The organism is Proteiniclasticum aestuarii (assembly GCF_017368455.1).
In the GTDB taxonomy this organism is placed as follows: Bacteria; Bacillota; Clostridia; order Clostridiales; family Clostridiaceae; genus Proteiniclasticum; species Proteiniclasticum aestuarii.
Genome location: NZ_JAFNJU010000004.1, coordinates 58,413 through 84,808, shown reverse-complemented (window position 1 = coordinate 84,808; position 26,396 = coordinate 58,413). Strand labels below are relative to the sequence as shown.

Genomic DNA, 26,396 nt, shown 5'->3' with positions numbered 1-26,396 from the left:
AGGGGAGAAAAATGAAGCATTTCAGAAGACCCGACCCGCTTTTTTCACTCTGCGGGCTGAACTGCGGACTCTGCATCATGTATATCGGAGGGTACTGCCCTGGATGCGGTGGTGGAGAAGGAAATCAGGCTTGTGCCATCGCCCAGTGCAGCCTGGCTCATGAGGGTGTTCTTTACTGCATCGACTGCGAAGACTATCCCTGCGCGAAGTATCAGGGCATAGAGCTGCTGGATTCCTTCATCGTCCATCGGAATCAGATGAAGGATCTCAAGAAGATGAAAACCCTGGGACTGGAAGCCTATCAGAAGGAGCAACAGGATAAAATGAACCTCCTTTCAAGGCTCCTTTCCGGCTACAATGACGGCAGGCACAAGAGCTTCTTCTGTCTGGCTGTGAATCTGCTGGAGATGAAGGATCTGGATGACCTTATGAGAGAGATTGAGGAAAAGACAGAAGCCATGGAGCTGCCGCTGAAGGAAAAGGCTAGGGTCGCCGTGGAAGCCTTTGAAAGAAAAGCCCGGGAGAGAGGCATTCTTTTGAAGCTCAACCGGAAAGAGAGGCAGAGAGATCGCTGAAGCCGGATAAGCTGAAACATTATGGACTGAAACCATCAGATGAGATGGTTTCTTTTTTTTAGAGGCATTCACCAGAATCTGTCGGTAGGAGGAACAGTAAGAGCAAAGATTCACAATAAGGCGGATGATTGATGCCGTGATTTCATCTTATTGATTGTGTCATAGGTAATTTACTGTAATTATGGAAAAATCGGTGGGTAAATTGTTTGACTTTCTAACAATCTCATAAATTTTCTGCATATGCACATTTTCTTTGATAAAAACCTACACAAGTTATTCTTTTTTATGGTATTATATTGTTAGAAATTTAATTAACGATGAGGTGCAATGATGGATAAGAAAAAAGACATTTCCATGGCTGTCATCAAAAGACTGCCAAAATACTACAGACATCTGGCGGAGCTTCTGAGAAATGACGTGGACAGGGTTTCTTCCAAGGAACTGAGTGAAAAGATCGGTTTCACGGCTTCCCAGATCAGACAGGATTTCAACTGCTTCGGCGGTTTCGGGCAGCAGGGCTACGGATACAATGTAAAGGAACTCTACAATGAGATCTCCCATATACTGGGTCTGGACAAGAAGTACTCCACCGTGATCATCGGTGCGGGAAACATCGGCCAGGCGCTGGCCAACTATTCACGATTCGACAAGTTCGGGTTTGATCTGAAGGCGATCTTCGATGTGAACCCCAAGCTTATTGGCATGAGAATCAAGGATGTGGAGATAACCGATCTGGATCAGATGGAATCTTTCCTGGCTGAGAACAAGGTGGATATCGGAATCATCTGTGTGCCACAGGCTCAGGCGCAGAAAGTGGCGGATCTTCTGGTGGATAACGGCGTAAAGGGAATATGGAACTTTGCTCCTCTGGATATTCAGGTACCGGAAAATGTGTCCATTGAGAACGTGCATCTGAGTGAAAGCCTGCTGACACTGGTCTATCTCATGAATGATCTGGATAAATAGAAAATGACTTACAGGAGACCTTATGAAGATAGGGTCTCCTTTCCATTTCTTTAAATTCCATGTGGACTGGTTGAAATAAATGGTGAGAGTCCGTATACTTATATGGTGATTGAAATAAGTCATTGAGGCTTAACATATTGGGGGAATAAAATGTATAAAATAACGCGTAAAAGGGAACTGGTTGAAAATATATTTCTGATGGACATTGAAGCCAGGCGTGTGGCCAAGTCCGCACTGCCTGGGCAGTTTGTCATCATCAAGGTGGATGAATGGGGTGAAAGAGTACCGCTGACCATCTGCGACTATGATCGGGAAGAAGGGACCGTCACCATCGTGTTCCAGACGCTGGGTGCATCCACAAAGAAACTGGCAGCACTTTCGGAAGGGGATGAAATCAGAGATTTCGTCGGACCGCTGGGGAATCCTTCTGAAGTGGTCACCGACGAGAAAGAGCATCTTCTGAAGAAGAAGATCGTCTTTGTGGCCGGAGGCGTAGGGACAGCACCTGTCTATCCCCAGGTGAAGATGCTGAAGGAAAAAGGCATCGATGTGGATGTGATCATCGGAACCCGTTCAGAGAAGACGCTGATCATGGAAGAGGAGTTCAGGAAAGTGGCCAAGAACCTGTATGTATGCACGGATGATGGAAGCTACGGGTTTCATGGTCTTGTGACGGACAAGCTGAAAGAACTCATGGAAGTGGACAAGAAGGAATACGATCTCTGCATCGCCATCGGGCCCATGATCATGATGAAGTTTGTGTCGCAGCTGACGAAAAGCTACGGCCTGGAGACCATTGTGTCCCTGAATCCCATCATGGTGGATGGCACCGGCATGTGCGGAGCCTGCAGAGTCACCGTGGGAGACGAGGTGAAATTCGCCTGCGTGGATGGACCGGAGTTCAATGCCCATCTCATAAACTTCGATGAGGCCATGAGGCGCCAGAGCATGTACAAGACGGCAGAAGGGAAGAAGAACATCATCATGGAGCAGAAGAGCGTTCATGAGCATTCAGACCTGTGTGATTTGGGGGAAATACTGCATGAAGAAAAATAGAGTGCCGGTGAGAGAACAGAAACCGGAAGAGAGAGTAAGAAATTTCAAGGAAGTAAGCTATGGATACAATCTGGAGGAAGCGCTTCTGGAAGCGGACCGATGCATCCAGTGCAGAAATCCCAGATGCGTGGGTGCCTGTCCTGTGGCCATCAACATCCCGAAGTTCATTCTGGAGCTGAGAAACGGCGACATCAAGGGCGCCAGAGACACCATCGGAGAAGCCAGTAATCTGCCGGCGGTCTGCGGACGGGTCTGTCCCCAGGAAGAGCAGTGTGAAGGCAGCTGCATTGTGGGCATCAAGGGCGAACCGGTGAACATCGGGAAGCTGGAGCGCTTTGTGGCGGACTGGGCCATGGAAAACAGATACAGAAATACGGAGAAGCTTCCGGGCAACGGCCGAAAAGTGGCTGTGGTGGGCAGTGGACCGGCGGGTCTCACCTGTGCGGGAGACCTGGCGAAGCTCGGCTATGATGTGACGATTTTCGAAGCCCTGCACGAACCGGGTGGGGTCCTTGTCTATGGGATTCCTGAGTTCAGGTTGCCCAAGGAAAGCGTGGTCCGGGAAGAAATCAGTCTTCTGAAGGATCTGGGTGTGAAGATCGAGACCAACGTCATCGTGGGTAGAACCGTGACCATAGACAGTCTCATCGAAGAGGAGGATTTCGAAGGAATCTTCATCGGCTCCGGAGCAGGCCTGCCTATGTTCATGGGCATCAAGGGAGAAAACGCCAACGGCGTCATGTCCGCCAACGAGTATCTGACCCGTGCCAATCTCATGAAGGCATTTAGAAGCGACTATGACACGCCCATCAGCCATGGCAGGAAAGTGGCTGTGGTGGGTGCAGGCAATGTGGCCATGGATGCGGCAAGAACGGCTGTAAGGCTGGGTGCGGAGTCAAGAATCATCTACAGAAGATCGGAGAAGGAAATTCCGGCGAGAGCGGAAGAAGTCCATCATGCCATCGAAGAAGGCGTCATCATGAATCTTCTGACCAATCCCGTAGAGATCCTTGTGGATGAGAAGGGCTTTGTGAAGGGCATGATCTGCGTGAAGATGGAGCTGGGTGAGCCGGATGAGTCCGGCAGAAGAAGACCGGTGGAGATTGCCGGCAGCGAGTTTGTCATCGACTGCGACAGTGTCATCATGAGTCTGGGCACTTCGCCCAATCCCCTCATCGCATCCACCACCAAGGGCATCGACACCAACAGAAGAGGCTGCATCATTATCAATGAGGAAAACGGAGAGACCACTCTTCCAGGCGTCTTCGCCGGGGGAGATGCGGTTACTGGTTCCGCCACGGTGATTCTCGCCATGAGCGCAGGGAAGAAAGCGGCTAGCGGGATTCATGCCTATCTGGAAGAGAAGCACAGCTGAGAAAGAAAAGGGGACGATATGGACTATAAGGCAGTGGAAATACTGGAGAATGAAATCAGGCTGAGGGATGTGGAGAGCTTTCACCCGAAGCACATCTTCGAATGCGGTCAGTGTTTCCGCTGGAATCGAATCCATGAGGAGGATGAGACCCGTTTTCAGGGCATCGTTCATGGCAAGGTCATAAGGGTGCATCTGAGAGGACAGGATGTGCATCTGGAAAATGTGAACATGGAGGAGTTTAACAGCTTCTATAAGGAATACTTCGACCTTGGAAGAGACTATGACAAGGTGAAGAAAGAGCTCAGAAAAGATCCGCTCCTCAATGAAGCGGTGAAGTTCGGATACGGCATCAGAGTGCTCAATCAGGAGCCCTTCGAGACGCTGATCTCCTTCATCCTCTCCTCCAACAATCTCATTCCCAAGATCAAGGAGGGGATCCGGAAAATCAGCGAAAAGTACGGAAAAGAGATTGTCTTTCATGGGGAGACCTTCTATGCCTTTCCTACACCTCAGGAGCTCTCTCAGGCCACGGAAGAGGAGCTGAGAGGCCTTGGGGTGGGGTATCGCGCGAAATACATCTATGAGACGACGCAGGCCGTCAGAGGGGCCGAGCTTATGAAAGAGGCGGAAAAGACCAGGGCGCTGACGGAAGAGGAAAAACAGCTGCTGCCTTATGATCTTTCCATGATTGCTCAACTTCCAGAAGAGGCGTGTCATAAAGCGCTTCAGAGTTACAGCGGTGTAGGCGCCAAGGTGGCGGACTGCGTGATGCTTTTCTCCATGAAGAAGAAGGAAGCCTTTCCCGTGGATGTGTGGGTGAAGAAAGCCATGATGCATTTCTATGGCGCGGAAGGGACCAATCTTCCGAAGATCAGAGCCTTCGGACAGAAGCAGTTCGGTGGTCTCGCCGGCATCGCCCAGCAGTATCTCTTCTACTATGCAAGAGAAAAGAAGATCCGTGTGGAGTAGAGAAGCGGCTATGCTTTCGTGAATTTCACATAGTAAAGGAGAGTCTCCTGAAGATGATTTCTTCAGGAGACTCTCCTTTTTCGAAGCTTTTCTATTCCATACGTGTGAAGCTTTTTCCCGCAAGAATATTCTCGATGGAAGAGACAAAACTCTCTTCTGCGCCCCAGGACCATTTAAATACAACGCCCTGACCACCACCTGCTCCGATGGCATCCACGATGATGTCCTCATTTTCTGCTGTCACAACCACTGTAAGGCTTGCCCGGTTGGAGGAACGCATGTAGTACTTTTCAAAAACCAGGATATAGACTGTGGCATTTCCGATCTGACGGGTCACGGAATCAATGAGTTCCACGGTCATGCCGCTTCTGCCCATTTCCTCGATGATGAACGCTGTAATCTCTTCACCCTTTCCTTTTCCCTGCATGGATAATTTCGCCATTTTCTGCCTCCTTGTGTAATAGGTATCTGATATATTGATGATAACATATTGGCAGCAGTTCGGGTAGGGTACAGAAGGCAAAGGGTCCTGATAAGACGCAAAGAAACCAACTGAAAAGAACCCAATGGAAAAGACCACCTGATATTACTTCAGGTGGCCTTCACTGCTTTTGAAGGAGTATGTCAATGAAAATGGCTTTGCTATAATCCGAGCACCATCCGGTCTTCTATGACCTCCGCATTCTTCTTGAACATGGCGATGACATCCTGTGCGGTGAGCTCCGCCTTGTCTTTTCCGCGAAGATCTTCCACGATTCTGCCTTCATGCATCATGATCAGCCGATTGCCGTAGGACAGCGCATGGTTCATGTTATGGGTGACCATGAGTGTGGTGATCTCTTCCTGGCTGATGAGCTTTTCCGTGACGCCCATGATGATCTCAGAGGTTCTGGGATCAAGAGCTGCGGTATGTTCATCCAGAAGGAGCAGTTTGGGCTTTTTCATCACGGCCATGAAGAGGGCCACAGCCTGCCGCTGTCCGCCGGAGAGCAGTCCGATTTTTGTATGGAGCTTCGTTTCAAGTCCTAAGCCTAAGGTGCTCAGCTGCTCTTTATAGTAGCTGGTTCTATTGAGGTCTATGGCTTTCTTCAGGCTGAAGCTGTGGCCTTTGGCATCCGCCAGGGACAGATTCTCCAGAAGCGTCATGTTGGGGGATACGCTGAGTCTCGGGTCCTGATGGACGCGCCCGATGAGATTCGCTCTCTTATAGGCTTTCATGGGGGTCAGTTCCTGTCCGTCCAGAATAATCTGTCCTTCCTCTTCCTCCAGTGTTCCTGCAATGAGGTTTAAAAGGGTGGATTTTCCTGCTCCGTTGGAACCAAGAAGTGTGATGAAGTCCTTTCTCTCCACTTTCAGGGAAAGGGCATCGATGACCCTGTTTTCCAGCGGAGTGTCTTGGTTAAAGGTTTTTGACAAGCCTTCGATCTTCAGCATAGGACTCACCTCCTTCAGATAATTTCGCTTTTTTTACGGTTTTCTTCTTGTACTTGAAAGCCCCGGAGGTGAATCCCATGGCCACAATGACGGCCACAGCCGTAGCCAGCTTGAAGTCATTGGGGTCCAGACCGAAGCGAAGTACAAAGACCAGAATGCCCTTGTAGAGAATCGCTCCGGAAATGGCGATGCCGCTCATGGAGACGTTCAATTTCTTCAGCAGAGAGAATCCGATGATGACTGCTGCAAGGGCTGTCACGGCGCTTCCTGTTCCCATGCCGATATCAGAGAATCCCTGATACTGTGCGGTGAGGGCACCGGAAAGACCGGCAAGAAAGTTCGCCACCATGAGGCCGAGAATCTTGATTTTATGACTGTCTGCCCCAAGAGAGGTGAGGATTTCCTCGTTGTCTCCCACGGCTCTTAAGAAGAAACCTGTTTTCGTCCTGAAGAAAAGCTCGAAGAGCACCTTGATCAGCACCACAAAAGCGGTGAGAAGAAGCAGGGTACTGATGTCTTCTCCAAAGACGGTGAGTGTTTTCATTTCAAATACATTGCCCTCGTTGAACAGGGGTATGTTTGATTTTCCCATGACTCTCAGATTCACAGAGTAGAGGCCGAACATCACAAGGATTCCTGCCATGAGTCCGTTGATGGAAAGCTTCGTGTGTATGAATCCCGTGATGAGCCCGCCAAGAGAGGCGACCAGGGCGGAGAGCAGTGTGGCTGCCCATGGATTCACTCCATTTACAAGCAGCACTGCGCAGACCGCTGCGCCCAGCGGATAGGTGCCATCCACGGAAAGATCCGGAAAGTCCATGATCTTGTAGGTGATATAGATGCCCATGACCAGAACTGCGAAAAGCATGCCCTGTTCCAGAATGCTGATCAGGATATTCATCAGTTACCTCCTACCAGTTTCGCGTCAGCTAAAATCTCCTCTGGAATGGTGATCCCGAGGGTTGAAGCTGCGTCTTCATTGACCACGATCACTGGATTTTTCATCATTGAAATGGGGAGGTCCTTTGGATTCTTGCCTTCGATGACATCAATGGCGATGAGTCCTGTTTCTCTTCCGAGTTCATAGTAGTCCAGTCCTGCTGAAATGAGTCCGCCTACATTGACCCCTGCATCTTCCGCGCAGAATACGGGTACATTCTTTTCCGTAGCCAGTTTCACGATGATGGCATAAGCGGAGGCCACGGTGTTGTCTGTGGGAGTATAGAGTACATCGATGCCTTCCAGTGCCGTCGGCAGCACGGAGTTCACATCGTTTAAGTTTGTGATGCCTACTTCCTTCAGAATGAATCCCTGCTTCTCAGCTTCCGCCTTCAGCTGATTCACCTGATAGATGGAGTTGGCTTCAGAAGTGTTATAGATCACGCCGATGGTCTTTGCTTCGGGCAGCACTTTCTTCAGAATTTCCAGCTGCGGTCCGATGGGCACTCCATCTGATGTGCCTGTGACATTGGTTCCCGATGCGTCAAAGGATTCTGCGATGCCCGCATCCACGGGATCTGTCACCGCGGTGATGACGATGGGAATCTCTTTGGTGGCATTATAGGATGCCTGAGCACTTGGCGTTGCGATTGCGAAAATAAGGTCCTTTTTACTGTTTGTGAAGTCCTGTGCGATGGTCAGTGCCGTGGGCTGTTCACCCTGTGCATTCTTATAGTCGATTTCGATGTTCTCTCCTTCAATATAACCGTTCTCCTTGAGTACATCCAGAAATCCCTGTCTTGAAGCATCCAGTGCCTCATGCACGACAAACTGATTGATTCCGATCGTTACGACATCTTCTTTGCTTTCACAGCCTGCTGCCCCCAGGGCAACGAGCACTGCTGCTGCAGCCATTAATTTTTTTCCTACCATTCTTCCGTCCTCCTAATACTACAATAATTCATGAATATTTCATGAATTACCTCATTATAAGGAGGACAAAGTTCCTTTGCAAGGGGTGGAATTTGAGAAAACCAAGAATACTGGCAAATTTGAGGGTGCTATATTGATACTTTGAGAATGAAAGCAAAGGTTCATTGACTGATTATCATGATGGGTGAAAATGTAAACAACTACATCTCAATATTCTGAAATTTGGCTGAAATAGAAACAGGTACCGCAAAAACGGTACCTGCTGATGGTTTGCTATGGGATTCATTACCTTGGAGAGAGGGTACGATGTCCGATGCCTATGGCGAATTCATTGAGATGGAGAAGACCGATGCTGACATAGATGCATACGGCGATATCATCGCTCATACGCACAAGGCCGATCTTCCCACCCACATTGAGATTGCTCGATCTTTCCAGAATCTGCATGAGGGCATCTCTTGCAGCACCCATGACGGCGCCTTCCGCAGCGTATTCCTCCGGGATGAGCCCGGCTCGCTTGGAGGCCACCAGAGCCCGTTCCAGGATCTTGGGGATGCTTGTGGAAACATTGCCGCCTATATCAACAGCGGCTGCCTGGCCGCCCATGAACTGTATCTTCGCGATGAGTTCCTTTTCTTCTTCTCTTGTGGTCAAAGCAAGCCGAACCGCTTCCTTTGGTATATCCAGACTCAAAATCATATCTGCACCTCTTTACCCGTTTCTTTCATTATATCAGAGATTTTCCTGTACTTTGCACGATTCTATCCTATGGTTATGCTTTTGCGCCGTTTTCCGGTTTTCCTGTTCCATATTTCCCGGCCAGGAAGAAGAGGAATGCTACCAGCGCCATGATTCCCAGAATGAGAAAGGCCGCATACATGAAGAACCACTCTGGAAGAATCTTTATGACCGGGTCAATCCTCGGATCGAAGATCCAGTAATCATTGCTGAAGGCGATCTCGTGAAAGACCACAAAGGATTTCGAAAAGTCCAGGACAAAGGGAATGCCTAGAATGACCGGAATGAGGAAGGTCAGAAGCGCGGTGCATTTCATGTATCTCAAATCCTTCTCTTTTCTTTTACGGATGAAAATGAAGAGAGAAAGAAGAAGCGTTATAAGGAACAGGATGAAGACGAGATCAAAGATGACCTTCACCTCATAGAAATGAAATTCACCCTGAGGGGACATGGCCAGTCCATCCAGGGCAAGATCTCCCCTGTAGAAGGGATTGAGATAATCGATGAGGATATCATAATTGCTCTTGATGAGCCTTCCGGCGTACTCCGGGTTCATGGCCTGTATCCTTGGAATGTTATAATAGTAGAGAAATCGAAGGTTCAGTCCCAGAAGAACGGAACCGGAAATGATCATGAGTGCGTTGATGATGGCATAGGCTGTTTCTTTCACTTTATGCATGCTATTGCCACAGAAGAATGATGCTGGATGATTCTTCTGTACGTTCACCTCTTTCATACGGTAGAATATGGGCTAAACTGGTCGTAGTCCCTAAATAATGATATCATGATTTCAGGGGATTTATAAGACGGTAAAAGAGAAAGAGAACGGGCGATTTTTTCAGAGAATCCCAGCTAAATGCCTGAAATAAAAGATTTTATGGCGTATTTAAGAGATTGGCCGTAAAATAATATTTGAAATCAGAATCAAATAAATTATAATAAGAAATAGGTGTTAGCACTCGACAAGTGAGAGTGCTAATAAAACGAACTTTTAGGAGGAATGTCAAATGATCAGACCTTTAGGGGACAGAGTCGTGCTGAAGAGACTCGAAGCAGAAGAAACAACAAAATCAGGAATCGTTTTAACAGGATCCAGCAAAGAAAAGCCACAGGAAGCGGAAGTCATTGCCGTAGGTCCAGGAGGATTTGTGGAAGGCAATAAAGTGGAAATGGAAGTCAAGATTGGAGACAAGGTACTCTTTTCCAAGTATGCGGGAACAGAAGTGAAGCATGAAGGTGAAGAGGTCATCGTCGTCAGACAGAGTGATATCCTTGCAATTGTAGAGTAGGAGGAGTAGAGAGATTATGGCTAAGACAATCATATATGGTGAAGAAGCAAGAAGAGCGATGCAGAAGGGTGTGGACATCCTGGCGGATACCGTCAAGGTGACCTTAGGGCCCAAGGGCAGAAATGTGGTTCTGGAGAAGAAATTCGGTGCACCACTGATCACAAATGATGGTGTCACCATCGCAAGAGAGATCGAACTGGATGATGCTTATGAGAACATGGGCGCACAGCTGGTGAAGGAAGTGGCTACAAAGACCAATGACGTGGCCGGTGACGGAACAACCACAGCCACCGTACTTGCCCAGGCCATGATCAAGGAAGGCCTGAAGAATGTCACAGCAGGAGCCAACCCCATGTTCATCAGACAGGGAATCAAGATGGCTGTGGACAAGGCTGTGGAAGCCATCAAGGAGCAGAGCATTTCCATCAGAGGAAAAGATGACATCGCCAAGGTTGCCGCAGTTTCCGCAGGAGACGAGGAAGTGGGTCAGCTGATTTCCGATGCCATGGAGAAAGTCGGAACAGAAGGTGTCATCACTGTAGAGGAATCCAAGAGCTTCGGTACAGAGCTTGAAGTAGTGGAAGGTATGCAGTTTGACAGAGGATATGTTTCAGCCTATATGGCAACCAACACAGAGAAGATGGAAGCGGTTCTGGATGACCCTTACATCCTGATCACAGATAAGAAGATCTCCACCATTCAGGAAATTCTTCCGATTCTGGAACAGATCGTACAGACCGGCAAGAAGCTTCTCCTCATTGCCGATGACATCGAAAGTGAAGCAGTGGCTACACTGGTTGTCAATAAGCTGAGAGGAACCTTCACCTGCGTAGCGGTCAAGGCACCAGGATTCGGAGACAGAAGAAAGGAAATGCTTCAGGACATCGCCATCTTAACCGGTGGACAGGTGATTTCAGAAGAACTCGGCAGAGAACTGAAGGATGCGACTCTTGATATGCTCGGAAATGCGGATACTGTAAGAGTCAATAAAGATGAGACAGTGATCATCAGCGGAAGAGGACAGAAGGAAGACATCGAGAACAGAGTCAATGTGCTGAAGAGCCAGATTGAAGAGACCACATCAGAATTTGATAAGGAAAAGCTCATGGAAAGACTGGCGAAGCTTGCCGGTGGCGTTGCAGTCATCAAGGTGGGTGCAGCTTCTGAAACAGAGCTGAAGGAAAAGAAACTGAGAATGGAAGATGCTCTGGCAGCAACCAAGGCTGCTGTGGAAGAAGGCATCGTTCCTGGTGGCGGAACAGCCTACATCAATGTCATGAACGGTCTGGCAGACCTTACCAGTGAAGATTCAGATGTACAGGTGGGAATCAACATTGTAAAGCGTGCGCTGGAAGAACCACTGAGACAGATTGCAAAGAACGGTGGCGTGGAAGGATCCGTTGTCATTGAAAAGGTCAAGAACAGTGAAAAGGGAATCGGATTCAATATCCTCTCCCAGGAACTGGTGGATATGGTGAAGGCTGGAATCGTGGATCCTACCAAGGTGACAAGGTCCGCACTTCAGAATGCGGCATCCGTTGCTGCGACATTCCTGACCACGGAAGCGGCTGTTGTAGACATCAAGGAAGATACACCTGCAATGCCAACGCCAGACATGGGTGGTATGTACTAACAGGAATATAATAATAAATAGTCAAAAAAAGACCGCAGATGCTGTTCATTCAGTGTCTACGGTCTTTGATATTAGCTATTAAATTTTCTTGTACTGAATGATTCGGAATAGTAGCGATAAAATTGTAATCACTGTAAATATCAAAGGCAAATAGAAGTGGAAAAATCTATCCTCTGATGAGAAACGAGAAGTTGACATCAACCAGAATGCAGGTATCGCAGGTAGCATCGCGATGCTGTTGATAAGCATGTACGTTTTTTTGGGTACCTTGCTTTGTAAAATAGAATTGATTGCCATACTGGAGAATATAATAAATGCAAATATTGAAAATGGTGATAGTAACGTACTGATAATGAATCACTCCTTATAAGATTGATTTGTGCCAGCTGATGTATTTCTGCATACAAGCGTATATTCGCGCGTCCTCTGCTAAGCAATGTCTAAAATCTATACAACAAGAATGAACCTGTCATTATTTAAAATCTATAACACAACCTCAGTAGATATATGCAATGAAAAGTTAATCACAGTATATAACAAGTATTATTTGCATACAAGAATATAAATATCAAGCGATGTATATAAGCATCATTCGAAGTATAAATTTAAGGATTTTGTGAGATTCTGGAGTATTCCTGTGTAAACATAGAAAGATCGGCATGTAGTAGGCGATGCGAAAGCGAGGCTTTTTTCTGCAGCTGTCACTCTATTTGCAGCTTCCATTCAGAAATCGGGAGCTGTAGAATTCCTGAAGATAACATATGATTTATACTGATATATATGTATAATAGAATATAGTAGTTATTTGTCATCATGAGAGGTTTGTTATGAAAAAGAGTTCAGTATTCTATTTATTTCTTGGCTTTGCCACATCGGCTCTGATTATTCCAGCGCTTCAGAAATCAGATAATCCGGTGGTGAAAAGTGTGTTAACCTTCATCGCAGAGGAGCCGATCATGGCGGTGATCCTGGTCCTTCTGATCCTTCTCTCCTTGAAACTCATCGGAAAGAACGGGTTTCTGAAAACAAATAGATCGGATGAAGTGGAGAAAGAATCGGAGCATCAGTAGAACAAAAAGAGATTCTCCTTGACTACTAAAATATTATGTAGTAAAATAAATTATAGTAAAAAATAATTTAGCAATCAGGAGGCGTAAACAGTATGCAGTATATGGATGTGTTTCTTCAGAAATTCGGCATCACAAGATATGATGTCCACAAAAGGACAGGAATCTCCCAGCAGACCTTATCCAGTGCCAACAAAAAGGATCCGGAGACTTATTCAGGGAAGATCCTGACAGCGCTCTCCCAGGCTACCGGAATCTCTCCAGGAGATGTACTGGATGCTCTGATCCGAATTAAGAATAAGGATGAAGTGTTCATCGTGAGGAACTGGGAAGAGCTGAAGATAGCCCTGAAGGCCAGGAAGCCGGAGTTTCATGTAATCGGTGAATTCACAGAAATCATGAAGGAAGTGAAATCAGGCCAGCTTTCGGATACAGCCCGAATGGGAACGGAGCTGGGTACTGGAGGAGGAGTGGGACTCATCGAATCGCTCTACTACTTCGTTCACCGTCAGCTCAGCGGTGGAAACAAGGAGGAAGAAAAGATCAAGGATCAGGTGAGCAAGCTCTATCATATCATTCTGCTGGATGAACATACCGTGGCGCTGAGACTGAGATCGTTGAGCTATTAAACCAGTTCTTTTTAAGAGGGGGGGAGCCTCCTCTTTTTTGATGGTTTGATTTTCTGAAGAAAAACCTCAATTGTCAGAATTGAATCGGAAATTAACTTATGAATAATCGAAGCTTTTTCTGCATAATTCCTGACTGCTTTTCCATAATAGAGGTATCAAAGGAAAAGGAGGATTATGTATGAAACCAAGCAAAAAGAAAAGGGGGTTTACACTGGTTGAGCTTCTCATCGTCATTGCCATCTCCGGTGTGCTCATGGCCATGTCCGCTCCGAAGTATGGAGGAATCGTGGACAAGGCCAATGTCATGGAGCAGCGTGCCCATGTGAGAGAGGCGCTGAACCACATTGATCTCCATAATCTGGATGCGGAGACTGACATTGATGATGCCAAGCTCTTCAGCGCTGTGACTGGTCTTGGGCAGGAGTTTCAGGATGCATCAGCGAAAGTCCATGCGGATTATCATAGGTGCACCGTAGGCACCCTCAGACTCTTCGCTGACGGCGAGGCCATCACCATTCCGGAAGCGCCATCAGGAAGCTGATGAAATGCAGATCGCAGCGAGTACTCTGTTTCCGCTCTTCGCATGTCTTATTGGAACCCGTATCCTTCGGAATAAGGTCAAAATCAGAATTCAGCTCCTATTGCCATTTGCGCTGATTCTTACAGTAAGCTCCATCTGCTTTTCGTTTTCCGCTGCAGAGATTCTCTTCTACTCCGCTTTTCTTGTGGGCGTCATCACCGATGCTCACAGCGGAGAAGTCTATGACTATTCTCTTTATGCCATGGCGCCTTCTGCGCTGTATCTGTTCTATGGAACAAGAAGCTACATTGCTGCCATCTTCATGTTTCTGATTCCGTTCTATAAAGGAAACAAAAAGCTTCAGTTCTATTTCGGGGAGGGGGATCTGTGGATCCTTCTCTTCATTTCCATGGCCTATGGACGGAATGTGTTCTACACGCTGTTTTATGCTTCCTGTCTAGGCCTTCTGTTCTCTTTTGTCAGAAAGAAAAAAGAAGTCTACTTTCTTCCTTTTCTGTTCTTAGGTTTACTGATTTCCCAGGTGGATAAAATCAATAACATCTTCGGCATATAGATGCGGATTGTTAAGTTGTGAAGGTTATCTTTTATGAAGGTGTGAAGAATAACACAATTCCTGCAAAATGCGTTTGACAAGAGAGGTTCGGATAACTATAATTAGATTTAATTTAAAAATAACAGTTACTCGTATAAGCCTCTGATATGGAGGGGCGTTTCTACCGGAAGCCAAAGCAATTTCCGCCTATGAGTGACAAGGTGCTCTTTTAGCATACCCTTGTCACGCATGTGATTTCGGGTATGTTTTTTTATTAGAAGGAGGACAAAAAATGGGTAAAATTCTAAAGACAGCGTATACTTTTGATGACGTGCTGCTGGTACCGAACAAGTCGGAGGTACTCCCAAAGGATGTTTCTGTAAAGACCAGACTGACAAAGACCTTAATGCTCAACATTCCGCTCATGAGTGCCAGCATGGATACGGTGACGGAATCCACCATGGCCATCGCCATGGCAAGAGAAGGCGGCATCGGGATCATTCATAAGAACATGTCTATAGAAGAGCAGGCCCATGAAGTGGATATCGTAAAGAGACAGGAAAACGGGGTCATCGTGAATCCCTTCCATCTGACACCAGATAATACCATAGCAGAAGCCAATGAGCTCATGAGACGCTATAGAATCAGCGGCGTGCCCATCACCACAGACGGAAAGCTGGTGGGCATAGTGACCAACAGGGACCTGGTGTTTGAGACGAATTACGAGAAATCCATATCCGAAGTGATGACCAGGGAGAACCTCATTACTGCACTGGAAGGAACCACCATCGACGAAGCCAAGGAAATCCTGAAGACCCATAAGATCGAAAAGCTTCCTCTGGTGGATAAGGACAATAACCTGAAGGGACTCATCACCATCAAGGACATCGAGAAGACCAGACTATTCCCTAATGCTGCCAAGGATGCAAGAGGAAGACTTCTGTGCGGAGCGGGCGTAGGTGTCACAGGAAACATGATGGAAAGAGTGAAGGCCCTTGTGGATGCAGGCGTGGATGTGGTGGTTCTGGATACGGCCCATGGCCACTCCGAAGGGGTCATGGAAGGCGTCAGAACGATCAAGGCGGCTTATCCCGAGCTTCAGGTCATTGCTGGAAACGTGGCTACGGCCCAAGGAGCAAGAGATCTGGCGGAAGCTGGAGCGGATGCGGTGAAGGTGGGCATCGGACCTGGTTCCATCTGCACCACGAGAGTAGTATCCGGTGTGGGGGTTCCTCAGCTCACAGCAGTCATGGACTGCGTGGAGGAACTGGAAGGCATGGATGTGCCGGTCATTGCCGACGGCGGCATCAAGTATTCTGGAGACATCGTGAAAGCCCTTGCTGCAGGAGCAGCGGCAGCCATGCTGGGATCCATTCTTGCAGGATGTCATGAATCACCAGGAGAAATGGAAATCTATCAGGGCAGAAACTACAAGGTCTATCGCGGTATGGGCTCTCTGACATCCATGAATAAAGGTTCCAGTGACCGATACTTCCAGGAGAATGCCAAGAAGCTGGTTCCTGAAGGCGTAGAAGGAAGAGTAGCCTACAAGGGACCTGTGGCAGATACCATCTTCCAGCTGGTTGGCGGTATCCGTTCCGGTATGGGATATCTGGGATCCAAGGATCTTGAGACATTAAATGAGACCGCCACTTTCGTGGTGCAGACTGCCAACGGTCTGAAGGAAAGTCATCCCCATGATATCTACATCACCAAAGAAGCACCAAACTATAGTAATAAGGAAGCGTAGGAGAGAATATGGAAGATAATATGATACTCGTCATCGATTTTGGTGGTCAGTACAATCAGCTGATCACAAGAAGAGTCAGAGAAGCTGGCATCTACAGCGAACTGATTTCATCCAAGACACCCATCTCTGAAATCAGAGAAAGAAATCCCATCGGGATCATTCTCACAGGAGGACCCAATTCCGTCTATGACGAAAACTCCATGACCATTTCAGAGGAAATCTTCAATCTGGGTATTCCGGTTCTTGGCATCTGCTACGGACATCAGCTCATGACCCATAAGCTGGGTGGACAGGTGAAGACCGGCACCATCAAGGAATATGGAAAAACGGACATCGAGTTTGATGTGCAGAGCACCCTGTTCCAGGGACTGGACGAGAAGTCCACCGTATGGATGAGTCATCAGGATGAAGTGGTGGCGGTGCCGGAAGGCTTCAGCGTAGTAGCAACCACAAGAGACTGCAAGGTGGCTGCCATGGAGAACAACGAGAGAAAGCTCTATGGTCTTCAGTTCCATCCTGAGGTGAAGCACTCCGTTCTGGGAGAAGAGATTCTTTCCAATTTCATCCATAAAGTCTGCCAGGGAGAAAGAACCTGGGAGATGAAGGACTTTGGAGAGCAGAAGATTGAGGAGATCAGAAAAGTGGCCAACGGAAAGAAAGTGCTGTGCGCTCTTTCCGGCGGAGTGGACTCCTCTGTGGCTGCAGTGCTTGTGCATAAGGCCATCGGAGATGATCTCACCTGTATCTTCGTGGACCATGGTCTTCTGAGAAAGAATGAGGGAGACGATGTGGAGAGAATCTTCAGAGAGCGTTTCAAGATGAATCTCATCCGCGTCAATGCCAAGGACAGATTCCTTGGAAAGCTCAAAGGGGTGGAAGACCCAGAAAGAAAGCGTAAGATCATCGGCGAGGAATTCATCAGAGTATTTGAGGAAGAATCCAATAAACTTGGAAAGATCGATTATCTGGTTCAGGGAACCATTTATCCTGATGTGGTGGAGTCCGGTACAGACACTTCACAGGTGATTAAGAGTCACCATAATGTGGGGGGGCTTCCAGAGGATATCGAATTTGAGCTCATAGAGCCTCTAAGAGAGCTTTTCAAAGATGAGGTAAGAGTACTTGGAGAAGAGCTTGGCATACCTCATGACCTGGTCTACAGGCAACCATTCCCAGGTCCTGGTCTTGGCATCAGAGTGCTGGGAGAAGTGACGGAAGAAAAGCTTGAAATCGTGAGAGAAGCAGACCATATCTTCAGAGAGGAGATTGCAAAGCACAATCTGGATGAAACCATCTGGCAGTATTTTGCAGCACTTCCTAACGTAAGAAGCGTAGGAGTCATGGGAGATGGAAGAACCTATTCCCATCTGATTGCACTACGTGCGGTGAATTCCACAGACGGCATGACTTCCGAATGGTCCAGAATACCTTATGAGGTCCTGGATATCGTTTCAAGAAGAATCGTCAATGAAGTGCCTGGGGTCAATAGAATCGTGTATGATATTACCAGTAAGCCACCCTCAACCATAGAGTGGGAGTAAAGCAGACATTATACCCGGTAATATATTGAAAGAGAAAAATAAAGTGTCTATGATTTCTTCAAATAAGATATCATAGACACTTTATCATTATGTAGGATAATGTAATATTCTTGGACTTTTATACGTTTGTAAATTAGCTGCTTATTCGTTTAATAATATGATTTTTAATCCAATCCTACAAGTTGATAAAGGATAAGAGGTATGTAGTAGGATATTATATTAGAAAAATAGAAGATGCATTAAATTAAATATTTGATATAATTAAAATATTGCATGTTCATGATGGATAAGTATATAATCGATTCATGAGAATGATTCTTATACATGTGTCTTAATTAAATATATTTGAGTAATTAATGTAATTCAACTGTAAGTGCTAGGTGTGTATGAAGCAGTGCTTTTGATTGAATAATTTTTCCTTACATTTGTACAAAGAATTAGAACGATAAAACATCAAACTACATATAGCCTAAGTTAGAGATTTAATTAAATATAATCGAAATTAAGATGATAAGTATGCATATGATAATGATATATGTAAATGAGGTCTAGAAGAGAAGAAAAAAGTCTTCATATTTGAGGATGTAATTCTATTAAAAGGGGTGTTGATAATAATGATTAACGAAAGGAAATTTAAGGATAAGGGATCTAATTGGGGGAAATGGGACTTGCATGTTCATACTGCGTCATCTTATGACTACAAGTACAAAGGAGCAGATTCAGATGAATTGCTTGTAAAAGCTTGGGAGGAGCATGCTTTTTCAGCTGTAGTAATCAGTGATCATTTCAAAATTGATGCGGAAAGAATAAAAAAACTAAAACAACTCACAGAAAAGAAGATTACAATATTTCCTGGGGTAGAGTTACGGACTGATAAAGGTGGAGCTAACATCCATGTAATATTAATTTTCGATGAAGGTATTAATATTGAAGAACTATCACAAGATTTTGAATCAATAATGATACGTCAAAAATCAAAACCAAAGCTAAGCGATAATGATACTATATATTGGGATTATAATGATATTATTGATTTTGCGAAAAATCATGATGGAATCATTAGTATTCACACAGGTAAAAAAGCTAATGGACTAGATGAAGTAATTAGCAATGCGTTACCAATAAATATGGCTATCAAAACAGAATATGCTGAAACTGTTGATATTTTTGAAGGTTCTAAAAAGCAAGATGAAATAAACTACAGGGAGTATGTCTTTAAGAAAATCAAAGCAAGACCCGTCATCGTATGCTCTGATAATCATGACCCTAGGGATTATTCGATTAAGGATTATTTATGGATTAAAGCGAATCCTACTTTCAATGGTTTAAAGCAAGCTATCATTCATCCGAAAGAAAGAGTTTTCATTGGGGTAGAGCCTCCCAAAGTAGCAAGTTTAAGAAAAAATCCTGAGAAATATATTTCTGAAATTTCCGTCAAGAAGAAGAATAACTCTCGTAATATTGATACGTGGTTTAATTACAATATCTGTTTAAATGTTGGACTTACCACAGTGATTGGAAATAAAGGAAGTGGTAAAAGTGCTTTTGCCGATCTATTGGGGTATATAGGGAAATCAAGTAATCAACAGGACTTCTCGTTTCTATCGAAACAAAGATTTGCAAAAGAAGATAAAAAATATAATCTCGATTATGAAGGAGAGGTTATTTGGGTCGATGGGGAATTAAATAAAGCATCAGACTTTTCCTTAGTCAGAGAAGGACAAGGAGTACCGCTTATAAAATATTTACCACAGCGATACATCGAAGAGACATGTAATAGCTTGGATGAAAAATTTCAGAATGAAATTAATAGTGTAATATTTTCGTATGTGGACCAAGAAAACAGAGATAATGCAAAGAATCTAAAAGAATTAATAGATAATAAGCAAGTAGCACTTCTTAAAAGAGCAGAACAAATAAAAACGGAAATATCTTCAATTAATGGAGAAATTATTAATCTTGAACGGAAAAGAGCAACTTCCTACAAAAAACAATGTAAAGATAATTTTGATTTTTGGAAAAATGAGCTGAAGAGGCATGATGCAAATAAGCCAGTTCCTGTTATTAAACCGTCAGATAATGATAATAAGCAAAATGAAATTAATCTTATAGAAAAATATAATTCTAATATACATGACAACAAAGAATTGATTCGAAACAATCAAAACGTGATAAGGGATGAGAGAGTTTGTATTGAAGAATTAACTAATTATAAAAGTGATATAAGTTTTGAGCTAGAGAGGATTCTAGAACTCCAAAATACCGGTCAACAAATATCTGAGAAGTATTCAATTATTCCGAAAATTGAGATTGAGTTAATTAATAAGTTAGATGGATTAAATCTTCGGATTGATCTCGCTAATCAATTGATAACAGAAAAAAGTAAACTTGTTACAGAACAATTTGATATGAAGGATTATCAAGCAAGTAGTGATGATGAAATTAATGCAGACTATGATTTGGCAGTATCTTTGCATCATAAGAATTACATTCTTGAGATTCAAATCAATAGAATCAAGGAAATTCTGGGTAGACCTCAAATGCTCTATCAGAGATACTTAGATGAATTGAACTCATGGACAGAAAAAAGAAATAAAATATACGGTGATGAGTTGACACAGTCATCTCTCACTTATGCTCAAGCAGAATATAATTATCTTGTTGATAAACTTAATGAAGATCTACATGAGTTAGTAAATATTAGAAAAACAAAAATTGAAGAATTATTCAATGTGTTATTAGAAAAGAAAGCAATATTGGATGAAATTTACCAGCCTATAGAAAGTAAACTGGATGTTGTTTTAAAAAATATCAAGGATAAGGTCAGGTTTAAGGCTTCAATATCTGTAGATACAGAGTTTTCTTTAAACACATTGTTCTATATCAATCAGAGTATCCAGTCAAAATTCAGAGGTAGAAGTGAAGGCAAAGAATACGTTGAATCATTAATTAGATCATTTGATATTTCAGAGTTTGGTGGTGCATATTCGTTAGTTGACGAATTATTGAATGCAATATCAATCGAAGAAGATAAAGCGGATCAGCTGGTAAAGAAGAGACAAGAATACTATGATTTTATTACATCTCTGTCGTATCTAAATGTGGGATTTTCGTTGAAAATGGGAGAAAAGGAACTCGAACAGTTATCACCTGGAGAAAAAGGTTCTGTATTATTGATATTTTATTTGGCATTAGATCAAGAGGAAAAGCCTTTGGTAATTGATCAGCCTGAAGATAATTTGGATAATCAATCTGTATTTGATAAGTTGGTTCCATGTGTCTTAGAAGCAAAAAAAAATAGACAAGTTATTCTAATCACACATAATCCGAATCTAGCGATTGCATGTGACTCAGAGTTAATCATTCACAGTGAGAATACTGGAAATCAGATTATATATTTTGAAGGACCAATTGAAGAACAGTCTATTAAAGAAAAGATTGTAGATGTTTTGGAAGGTACAATGCCTGCATTTGATTTACGAACATCAAAGTATAAGGGAATACACTTTTCATCAAATAACTAATTTGAGATTTCTTGGAAAAGATATTTTGACAGCTATTGTTACTCTAAGAAGTGTAAAGATAGAAAGTATGTTTGTAGTGGAGGTTAATTTTTACGAAAATGAAGTTCATTATTTTGAACGAACTTGTTGAGTTGATACATGATGAGTTTGTGATGATGTTGCTGTAATCTCCCAAAGCCCTTGTTTTGATGTTAGTTATGAAATTACAATAAAACCGCTGGCCAAACCAGCGGTTTTATTATCTCTTTTTCTATCAATGAATTACATAAGAAAGGAATCTTTTTATTCTTCTGCCTTATTTTCATCTACTTCATTATCCTTAATCACAAGGCTTGATGTTTCTTTTAGTTTATTCAGTGTCTCCTCGCTAAGCTCTTTTGTGGTCAACTTGCTGCCGATGTTCCCACCCAGGAATCCTGCCAGCATGGACCTTACATCAAAGCCCAGACCATCGGATAGTCCGGTGGTGACCTGAGTGGTGGCTTTCGTGATGTCTTCCACCATTTTAGCGGTGTTTCCTGAACCGTACATGGTAATGCTGTCCACATTATTCAGTGGGCTTGCTACATTCTTTGCGATTTCAGGCAGAGCATCAAAGAACATTTCAAGAATCGCAGCTTCCTTCATCTTAGCCATGGCTTCAGCCTTCTTGTCGATACCTTCCGCTTCAGCCAGTCCCTTGGCCTTGATACCTTCTGCTTCAGCCAGGTTGATGGCCTTGATACCGATAGCTTCTTCTTCTTTAGCGACTCTGTCCGCTTTCGCTTTTTCAATCTCGGCTTTCGCCTTGTTCGTTGTCTCATAAAGCTCAGCATCTGCGATCTTTCCTCTGGCGTAGCTTTCCGCTTCAGCCTTCTTCTTGATCTGTGCATCCAGTCTCTGCTCTTCGATCCGTACTTCTCTTTCCTGAAGTTCGATTTCCTTTTCCTGTCTGGCCAGGTTCGCGTTGGCCGATGCGATCTCTATGAGTTTTCTCTGATTCTCTTTCTGAATCTCATAAGCTGCATCCGCTTCCGCTTTTTTTGTGTCCGCGCTCTGCTTCAGCTCTGCGATCTTGATGTCCAGTTCGTGCTGCTTCTCCGCAATCTCCTGCATGGATTTTACTTCTTCGTCGTTGGACTGCTTGTTGGCCTTCGCCTGAGCGATCTTCACATCTCTTTCGGATTCCGCTCTCACGATGGAAGCATCTCTTTTGATTCGTGCGGTGTTCTCCACACCCAGATCCGCGATGATGCCGTTTTCGTCCCAGAAGTTCTGCACATTGAAGGATACGATTTCGATACCCATCTTCTGCATGTCCGGTACGGCATTCTTCTGCACCTTGTCGGCAAAGGCCTGTCTGTCGGAAATCATGTCACGCAGGGTCATGGTACCGATGATTTCTCTGATGTTACCTTCCAGTACATCCATGACCATATTCATGATATAGTCTTCGTTCTTGTTCAGGAAGTTCTGGGAAGCCAGCTTCACCAGTTCCGGATCGTCGGATATTTTAGCGACGACGACGGAATCCACGGAGACATCAATGAATTCATTGGTTGGAACAGGTTTCTCGGTCTTGACGTCAATCTTGACCACCTGCAGGGTCAGTCTGTCCTTTCTTTCAAGAAAGGGGAACTTGATGGTGGCTCTACCTGTGATATATTTGGGGTTTCGCTTGTAACCCGAGATGATGATCATCTCATCGGTACTGGCCTTCACATACCCTGTCATCAGGATGAGAATAAAGACGATTGCAGCTAAGATACCAGCAATTAGTTCGAACGGCATGTACAACACTCCTTCAAATTTGATCTTATTATATATGCATGCATGATCGGAGACCCTGCATTTCATACCGAAAGTGAAAACCCAGGTCCATATCCAAAAAGATACGGACTTGGGTTTGTCTGTCTGATCTGTATTTTTCTTGAATTCTAAAAATATTCATTAAGCGGATTGTATATATTATATCAAGATAATCATATAGATACAATCTTTTACAGAACATAATAGAATATATTGACTTCATGGAGCTGGTCATACGTGACGATCAGCCTTTCTCCTTCGAAGGCCTGCAGGAGAAAGCCTTACCAGGTCTTCTTCCAGTATTCACGAGTCGTCACCGTCTCGAAGCCCATGGCATGGTAGAACTCCCTGTTTCCCCCAAAGCAGTAGGTGGCGCCGTATTTCACGGTCTTTTTCATGGCTTCGGTGAGGGCGATGGAGGCCAGTCCCATTCTTCTGTATTTCGGGTCTGTGGCCAGGGGCTCGAGATAGGCGAAGTCATTGACCCCATCCACCCACATGCCGGCATAACAGGCGTACTCCCCATCGGGTGCCTTGATGATGGTGGTGAGCTCCTTGCTGAAGTGAGGGCCGCTCTGCATGAGTCTGCGACCATCCAGATCGTCATCGGGCTCATCCCCGTGGTCGAAGCCCTTCCAGAGCACATGGTTGATTTTTCTGAAGTCGTTGTCCTCTTCCAGAGAAACGATCGTAAACCCTTCGGGCAAGGCGGTTTCCCGGAAACCCCTGGCATAGTCGAAAACCGTGATTTCCTCCACATAGCTCTTCTCATAGCCTCTGCGTATCAGTTCATTGGTGAGCTTCTCTTCATAGCCAAAAGCATAAACCGTGAGCATCCTCTTGCCGTCTTCCTCTATCTTCGCCAGTTCTTCTTCCGCGTAATCAAGCAGCATGGGTTTCAGGTGCGAGAGGTCCGGTCTTGTGAGAAGTAGTGCTTCCCCTATATTCATTTCATAGCAGGCTACAGCGGCGATTCCTTCATCATCTTCCCAGAGTCCGAAGCGATGGGTCAGTTTATGGTCGAAATAGGGATGTGTATGGGCATACTCGAAGTAGGGTTGAGGGATAATGCCGTTTCGCATATACCGGCCGAAGTTTTCCCGAAGAAATCGGCTTACAGGTTCAAAATCTGACAGCAGTCTGTAATTTCGAAAAGTCAGGGGCATGGACATCACTCTCCTTGATTTGTTAAGGCTATTATAAAACTATTGTGAATATATGGAAAGTGGAAATGATATCCGTGTTCGCTCCTCTGAGAGGCTGACAGAAGCAGTGGGATCCGTTCCGCTCTTTCGAATCTTTCTTTGTACTGAGTAGAGTCATCCATGGACTTCAGAAATTAATTGCTCGGATTATGAAGTAAAACTATACCATGCATGCGCTAATGATATATAATGATTCTGTAGGATACTGATTGGGGGGATTCACATGAAAAAACACAGGAAGAAAATGGTCGCACCAGTCGTGATCACGGTTCTCGTGATCTGTTATTTCATCTTCTATATGTGGATGGGCTGGTCTACCAGAGAAGAAATACCGTTTCTTCTGAAAATACTGCTGCTGCTTGTTCCTGCGGGGTTCATTGGGTTGATCTCATATATGCTGCTGGAAAGAATTCGTGAAATCAAAGGGGGAGAAGAAGATGATCTTAGTAAATACTGATTACATCACGGGAAAAGAGCTGGAGATGCTCGGCATCGTCAAAGGAAGCACCATTCAGTCGAAAAATCTGGGGAGAGATATTTCCCAGGGGTTTAAGACTCTTGTTGGTGGTGAACTGAAGGCATACAATGAAATGATGAATGACGCCAGGGCTCTGGCGACAAAAAGAATGGTGGAAGAGGCTACTGCACTGGGGGCAGATGCTGTGGTGAACATCCGGTATTCCTCTGCTGCAGTGATGACAGGGGCGGCCGAAGTCATAGCCTATGGAACTGCGGTGAAGTTCAGATAAAGAGTCCGGGTGGTTGTGTCGCCCCTTTCTCCGGCGCATCCATTTTTGTGGAAGGAGACAGTTTCATGAAGTGTTCACTTCCTCCACATTGCAGAGGAAAAGGAAGCTGTGCTATGATAATGAAAAATCTTCTGGAACAGTGGAGCAGGGAAGGAGAAGTGTGGAGATGAATGAAAAGTGGACCATCAGCCTGGCCTACGGGTCCAATCTGAATGTGGACGATATGAAAAAGAGATGTCCGGATGGGGAAGTCATAGGAAAAGGCATGCTATCGGATTACTGTCTCCTCTTCAAAGGGGAAGAGAAGAATGCTTTTCTGACCATTGAAAGGAAAGAAGGCTCCATGGTTCCGGTGGGACTATGGCGGCTCACGCCTGAAGATGAAGTCTCCCTGGATGAGTATGAGGAGTATCCCCTCATGTATGACAAAGTGGACCTGCCGGTGAAAACGGAAGACGGGGGCGTGGTCCATGCCATGGCCTACGTCATGAGAAAGGAATACGAGGACAACCGTGCATACAATCTGCCAAGCAGTGATTATCTTCAGACAGTCATCGAAGGATACAGAAGATTCGGATTCGATGTGGTCTATATACTGGAAGCCCTGGAGAAGAGTATCCGGAAGATGGAGATTGAATGAAGTTCAGAAGCTATATCCGGTATGGGCAAGACTTCACTGGGCATCCTGAGCGTGCAGACAAAAATAACAGCAGAACCAGAAGAGAATTCTGATTCCGCTGTTATTTTTCTTTTGGTGCGGAAAGCTTCATGGCTATGCGAATGCCCCATAGGGCAAAGGCCACAGCACCGATGAGCGCACCGATGTAGGTGGTCAGTTCATAGCCTTCCATGCCGATGGATTCATAGATGTCAAATCCACCCAGAAGCGTTCCGCCAAGAACCAGGCCCAGATAACCGCCGGCTATGATGCCGACGACAAACCCGACGATTCCTCCGATGATCTTGTAAAGAGCTTCACTTTTCATGCTCATCCGCTCCTTTCCTTTTTTTCATTGTATCATCTGAAAATGAATATCCTCGGCCTTAAGTGTGAATATTATGAAATCCTTGTGAATTTCAATTGTGCGGGTTCATGTTCTGTAGTTCCGACAGGGGAGAGGACTCCAAAGGGTTTCGGGCAAAGGAAAAGGAGAAGCGCATCG

General features: G+C 45.0%; 26 protein-coding genes and 1 riboswitch. Of the genes, 17 read left to right on the top strand and 9 right to left on the bottom strand.

Annotation, left to right across the window (positions count from 1 at the left end; genetic code table 11):
• Window positions 1-11 precede the first annotated feature (11 nt).
• From J3A84_RS06425 to J3A84_RS06405, 5 genes are all read left to right on the top strand, one after another.
• Window positions 12-575: a DUF3795 domain-containing protein gene (locus J3A84_RS06425; RefSeq protein WP_207599178.1), complete on the top strand. Its 564-nt coding sequence runs from the start codon at window positions 12-14 to the stop codon at window positions 573-575.
• A 330-nt stretch (window positions 576-905) separates the two neighbouring features.
• Window positions 906-1,541 (top strand): redox-sensing transcriptional repressor Rex, encoded by a 636-nt coding sequence (locus tag J3A84_RS06420; protein ID WP_207599177.1) that lies wholly within the window; start codon window positions 906-908, stop codon window positions 1,539-1,541.
• Between the two features lie 150 nt (window positions 1,542-1,691).
• On the top strand, window positions 1,692-2,597 hold the full coding sequence (locus tag J3A84_RS06415) for a sulfide/dihydroorotate dehydrogenase-like FAD/NAD-binding protein (RefSeq protein ID WP_207599176.1): 906 nt from the start codon (window positions 1,692-1,694) through the stop codon (window positions 2,595-2,597).
• A complete protein-coding gene (gene gltA / locus J3A84_RS06410; RefSeq protein ID WP_207599175.1) occupies window positions 2,584-3,972 on the top strand; it encodes an NADPH-dependent glutamate synthase in 1,389 nt (462 codons plus the stop codon). Before J3A84_RS06415 ends, gltA begins: the two co-directional genes overlap by 14 nt.
• Window positions 3,973-3,990: 18 nt before the next feature.
• Entirely contained in the window at window positions 3,991-4,941 is a 951-nt protein-coding gene (locus tag J3A84_RS06405; RefSeq protein ID WP_207599174.1) for a DNA-3-methyladenine glycosylase family protein, read from the top strand.
• 91 nt (window positions 4,942-5,032) lie between these two features.
• Here the strand turns inward: J3A84_RS06405 and J3A84_RS06400 are convergent, their stop codons facing one another.
• From J3A84_RS06400 to J3A84_RS06375, 6 genes are all read right to left on the bottom strand, one after another.
• Window positions 5,033-5,383, bottom strand: a complete 351-nt coding sequence (locus J3A84_RS06400; protein WP_207599173.1) for a DUF6054 family protein — start codon at window positions 5,381-5,383, stop codon at window positions 5,033-5,035.
• A gap of 200 nt (window positions 5,384-5,583) precedes the next feature.
• Window positions 5,584-6,375 carry an ABC transporter ATP-binding protein gene (locus J3A84_RS06395; RefSeq protein WP_207599172.1) on the bottom strand — a complete coding sequence of 264 codons (792 nt, stop codon included), beginning with the start codon at window positions 6,373-6,375 and terminating at the stop codon, window positions 5,584-5,586.
• Window positions 6,341-7,276 (bottom strand): ABC transporter permease, encoded by a 936-nt coding sequence (locus tag J3A84_RS06390; RefSeq protein WP_207599171.1) that lies wholly within the window; start codon window positions 7,274-7,276, stop codon window positions 6,341-6,343. Before J3A84_RS06390 ends, J3A84_RS06395 begins: the two co-directional genes overlap by 35 nt.
• Window positions 7,276-8,247 carry an ABC transporter substrate-binding protein gene (locus J3A84_RS06385; RefSeq protein WP_207599170.1) on the bottom strand — a complete coding sequence of 324 codons (972 nt, stop codon included), beginning with the start codon at window positions 8,245-8,247 and terminating at the stop codon, window positions 7,276-7,278. Before J3A84_RS06385 ends, J3A84_RS06390 begins: the two co-directional genes overlap by 1 nt.
• Before the next feature lie 285 nt (window positions 8,248-8,532).
• Complete coding sequence (locus J3A84_RS06380) at window positions 8,533-8,946, bottom strand: HutP family protein (RefSeq protein WP_207599169.1); 414 nt, start codon at window positions 8,944-8,946, stop codon at window positions 8,533-8,535.
• Between the two features lie 73 nt (window positions 8,947-9,019).
• Window positions 9,020-9,664, bottom strand: a complete 645-nt coding sequence (locus J3A84_RS06375; RefSeq protein ID WP_207599168.1) for a TIGR01906 family membrane protein — start codon at window positions 9,662-9,664, stop codon at window positions 9,020-9,022.
• Window positions 9,665-9,992: 328 nt separating this feature from the next.
• Between J3A84_RS06375 and groES the strand changes: the two genes are divergently transcribed.
• From groES to J3A84_RS06330, 9 genes are all read left to right on the top strand, one after another.
• Entirely contained in the window at window positions 9,993-10,274 is a 282-nt protein-coding gene (groES, locus tag J3A84_RS06370; protein ID WP_207599167.1) for a co-chaperone GroES, read from the top strand.
• A gap of 16 nt (window positions 10,275-10,290) precedes the next feature.
• Window positions 10,291-11,907: a chaperonin GroEL gene (groL, locus tag J3A84_RS06365; RefSeq protein ID WP_207599166.1), complete on the top strand. Its 1,617-nt coding sequence runs from the start codon at window positions 10,291-10,293 to the stop codon at window positions 11,905-11,907.
• 827 nt (window positions 11,908-12,734) lie between these two features.
• Window positions 12,735-12,977: a hypothetical protein gene (locus J3A84_RS06360; RefSeq protein WP_207599165.1), complete on the top strand. Its 243-nt coding sequence runs from the start codon at window positions 12,735-12,737 to the stop codon at window positions 12,975-12,977.
• 92 nt (window positions 12,978-13,069) lie between these two features.
• The gene (locus J3A84_RS06355) at window positions 13,070-13,603 is read left to right on the top strand and encodes a helix-turn-helix domain-containing protein (RefSeq protein ID WP_207599164.1); all 534 of its coding nucleotides are present in this window, start codon (window positions 13,070-13,072) and stop codon (window positions 13,601-13,603) included.
• Between the two features lie 178 nt (window positions 13,604-13,781).
• Window positions 13,782-14,144 (top strand): type II secretion system protein, encoded by a 363-nt coding sequence (locus J3A84_RS06350; protein ID WP_207599163.1) that lies wholly within the window; start codon window positions 13,782-13,784, stop codon window positions 14,142-14,144.
• A gap of 4 nt (window positions 14,145-14,148) precedes the next feature.
• On the top strand, window positions 14,149-14,697 hold the full coding sequence (locus J3A84_RS06345; RefSeq protein ID WP_207599162.1) for a hypothetical protein: 549 nt from the start codon (window positions 14,149-14,151) through the stop codon (window positions 14,695-14,697).
• 109 nt (window positions 14,698-14,806) lie between these two features.
• Window positions 14,807-14,906: riboswitch (purine riboswitch) on the top strand.
• Between the two features lie 62 nt (window positions 14,907-14,968).
• Window positions 14,969-16,426: an IMP dehydrogenase gene (gene guaB / locus J3A84_RS06340; RefSeq protein ID WP_207599161.1), complete on the top strand. Its 1,458-nt coding sequence runs from the start codon at window positions 14,969-14,971 to the stop codon at window positions 16,424-16,426.
• A gap of 8 nt (window positions 16,427-16,434) precedes the next feature.
• The gene (gene guaA / locus J3A84_RS06335) at window positions 16,435-17,967 is read left to right on the top strand and encodes a glutamine-hydrolyzing GMP synthase (RefSeq protein WP_207599160.1); all 1,533 of its coding nucleotides are present in this window, start codon (window positions 16,435-16,437) and stop codon (window positions 17,965-17,967) included.
• Between the two features lie 614 nt (window positions 17,968-18,581).
• Window positions 18,582-21,491 carry a TrlF family AAA-like ATPase gene (locus J3A84_RS06330; RefSeq protein ID WP_207599159.1) on the top strand — a complete coding sequence of 970 codons (2,910 nt, stop codon included), beginning with the start codon at window positions 18,582-18,584 and terminating at the stop codon, window positions 21,489-21,491.
• Between the two features lie 282 nt (window positions 21,492-21,773).
• Here the strand turns inward: J3A84_RS06330 and J3A84_RS06325 are convergent, their stop codons facing one another.
• Window positions 21,774-23,261: a flotillin family protein gene (locus tag J3A84_RS06325; protein ID WP_242694053.1), complete on the bottom strand. Its 1,488-nt coding sequence runs from the start codon at window positions 23,259-23,261 to the stop codon at window positions 21,774-21,776.
• Window positions 23,262-23,560: 299 nt separating this feature from the next.
• Entirely contained in the window at window positions 23,561-24,445 is an 885-nt protein-coding gene (locus J3A84_RS06320) for a GNAT family N-acetyltransferase (protein WP_207599158.1), read from the bottom strand.
• Window positions 24,446-24,707: 262 nt separating this feature from the next.
• On the opposite strand from J3A84_RS06320, the gene J3A84_RS06315 reads away from it, so the two are divergent.
• The 3 genes from J3A84_RS06315 to J3A84_RS06305 all read left to right on the top strand — a co-directional run bounded on the left by J3A84_RS06315 (window position 24,708) and on the right by J3A84_RS06305 (window position 25,873).
• On the top strand, window positions 24,708-24,941 hold the full coding sequence (locus J3A84_RS06315) for a hypothetical protein (RefSeq protein WP_207599157.1): 234 nt from the start codon (window positions 24,708-24,710) through the stop codon (window positions 24,939-24,941).
• Window positions 24,922-25,233 carry a YbjQ family protein gene (locus J3A84_RS06310; protein ID WP_207599156.1) on the top strand — a complete coding sequence of 104 codons (312 nt, stop codon included), beginning with the start codon at window positions 24,922-24,924 and terminating at the stop codon, window positions 25,231-25,233. Before J3A84_RS06315 ends, J3A84_RS06310 begins: the two co-directional genes overlap by 20 nt.
• Window positions 25,234-25,399: 166 nt before the next feature.
• Window positions 25,400-25,873, top strand: coding sequence for a gamma-glutamylcyclotransferase family protein (locus tag J3A84_RS06305; protein ID WP_207599155.1), 474 nt, complete (start codon window positions 25,400-25,402; stop codon window positions 25,871-25,873).
• Between the two features lie 100 nt (window positions 25,874-25,973).
• Here the strand turns inward: J3A84_RS06305 and J3A84_RS06300 are convergent, their stop codons facing one another.
• Complete coding sequence (locus tag J3A84_RS06300) at window positions 25,974-26,219, bottom strand: hypothetical protein (RefSeq protein WP_207599154.1); 246 nt, start codon at window positions 26,217-26,219, stop codon at window positions 25,974-25,976.
• Window positions 26,220-26,396: the final 177 nt, after the last annotated feature.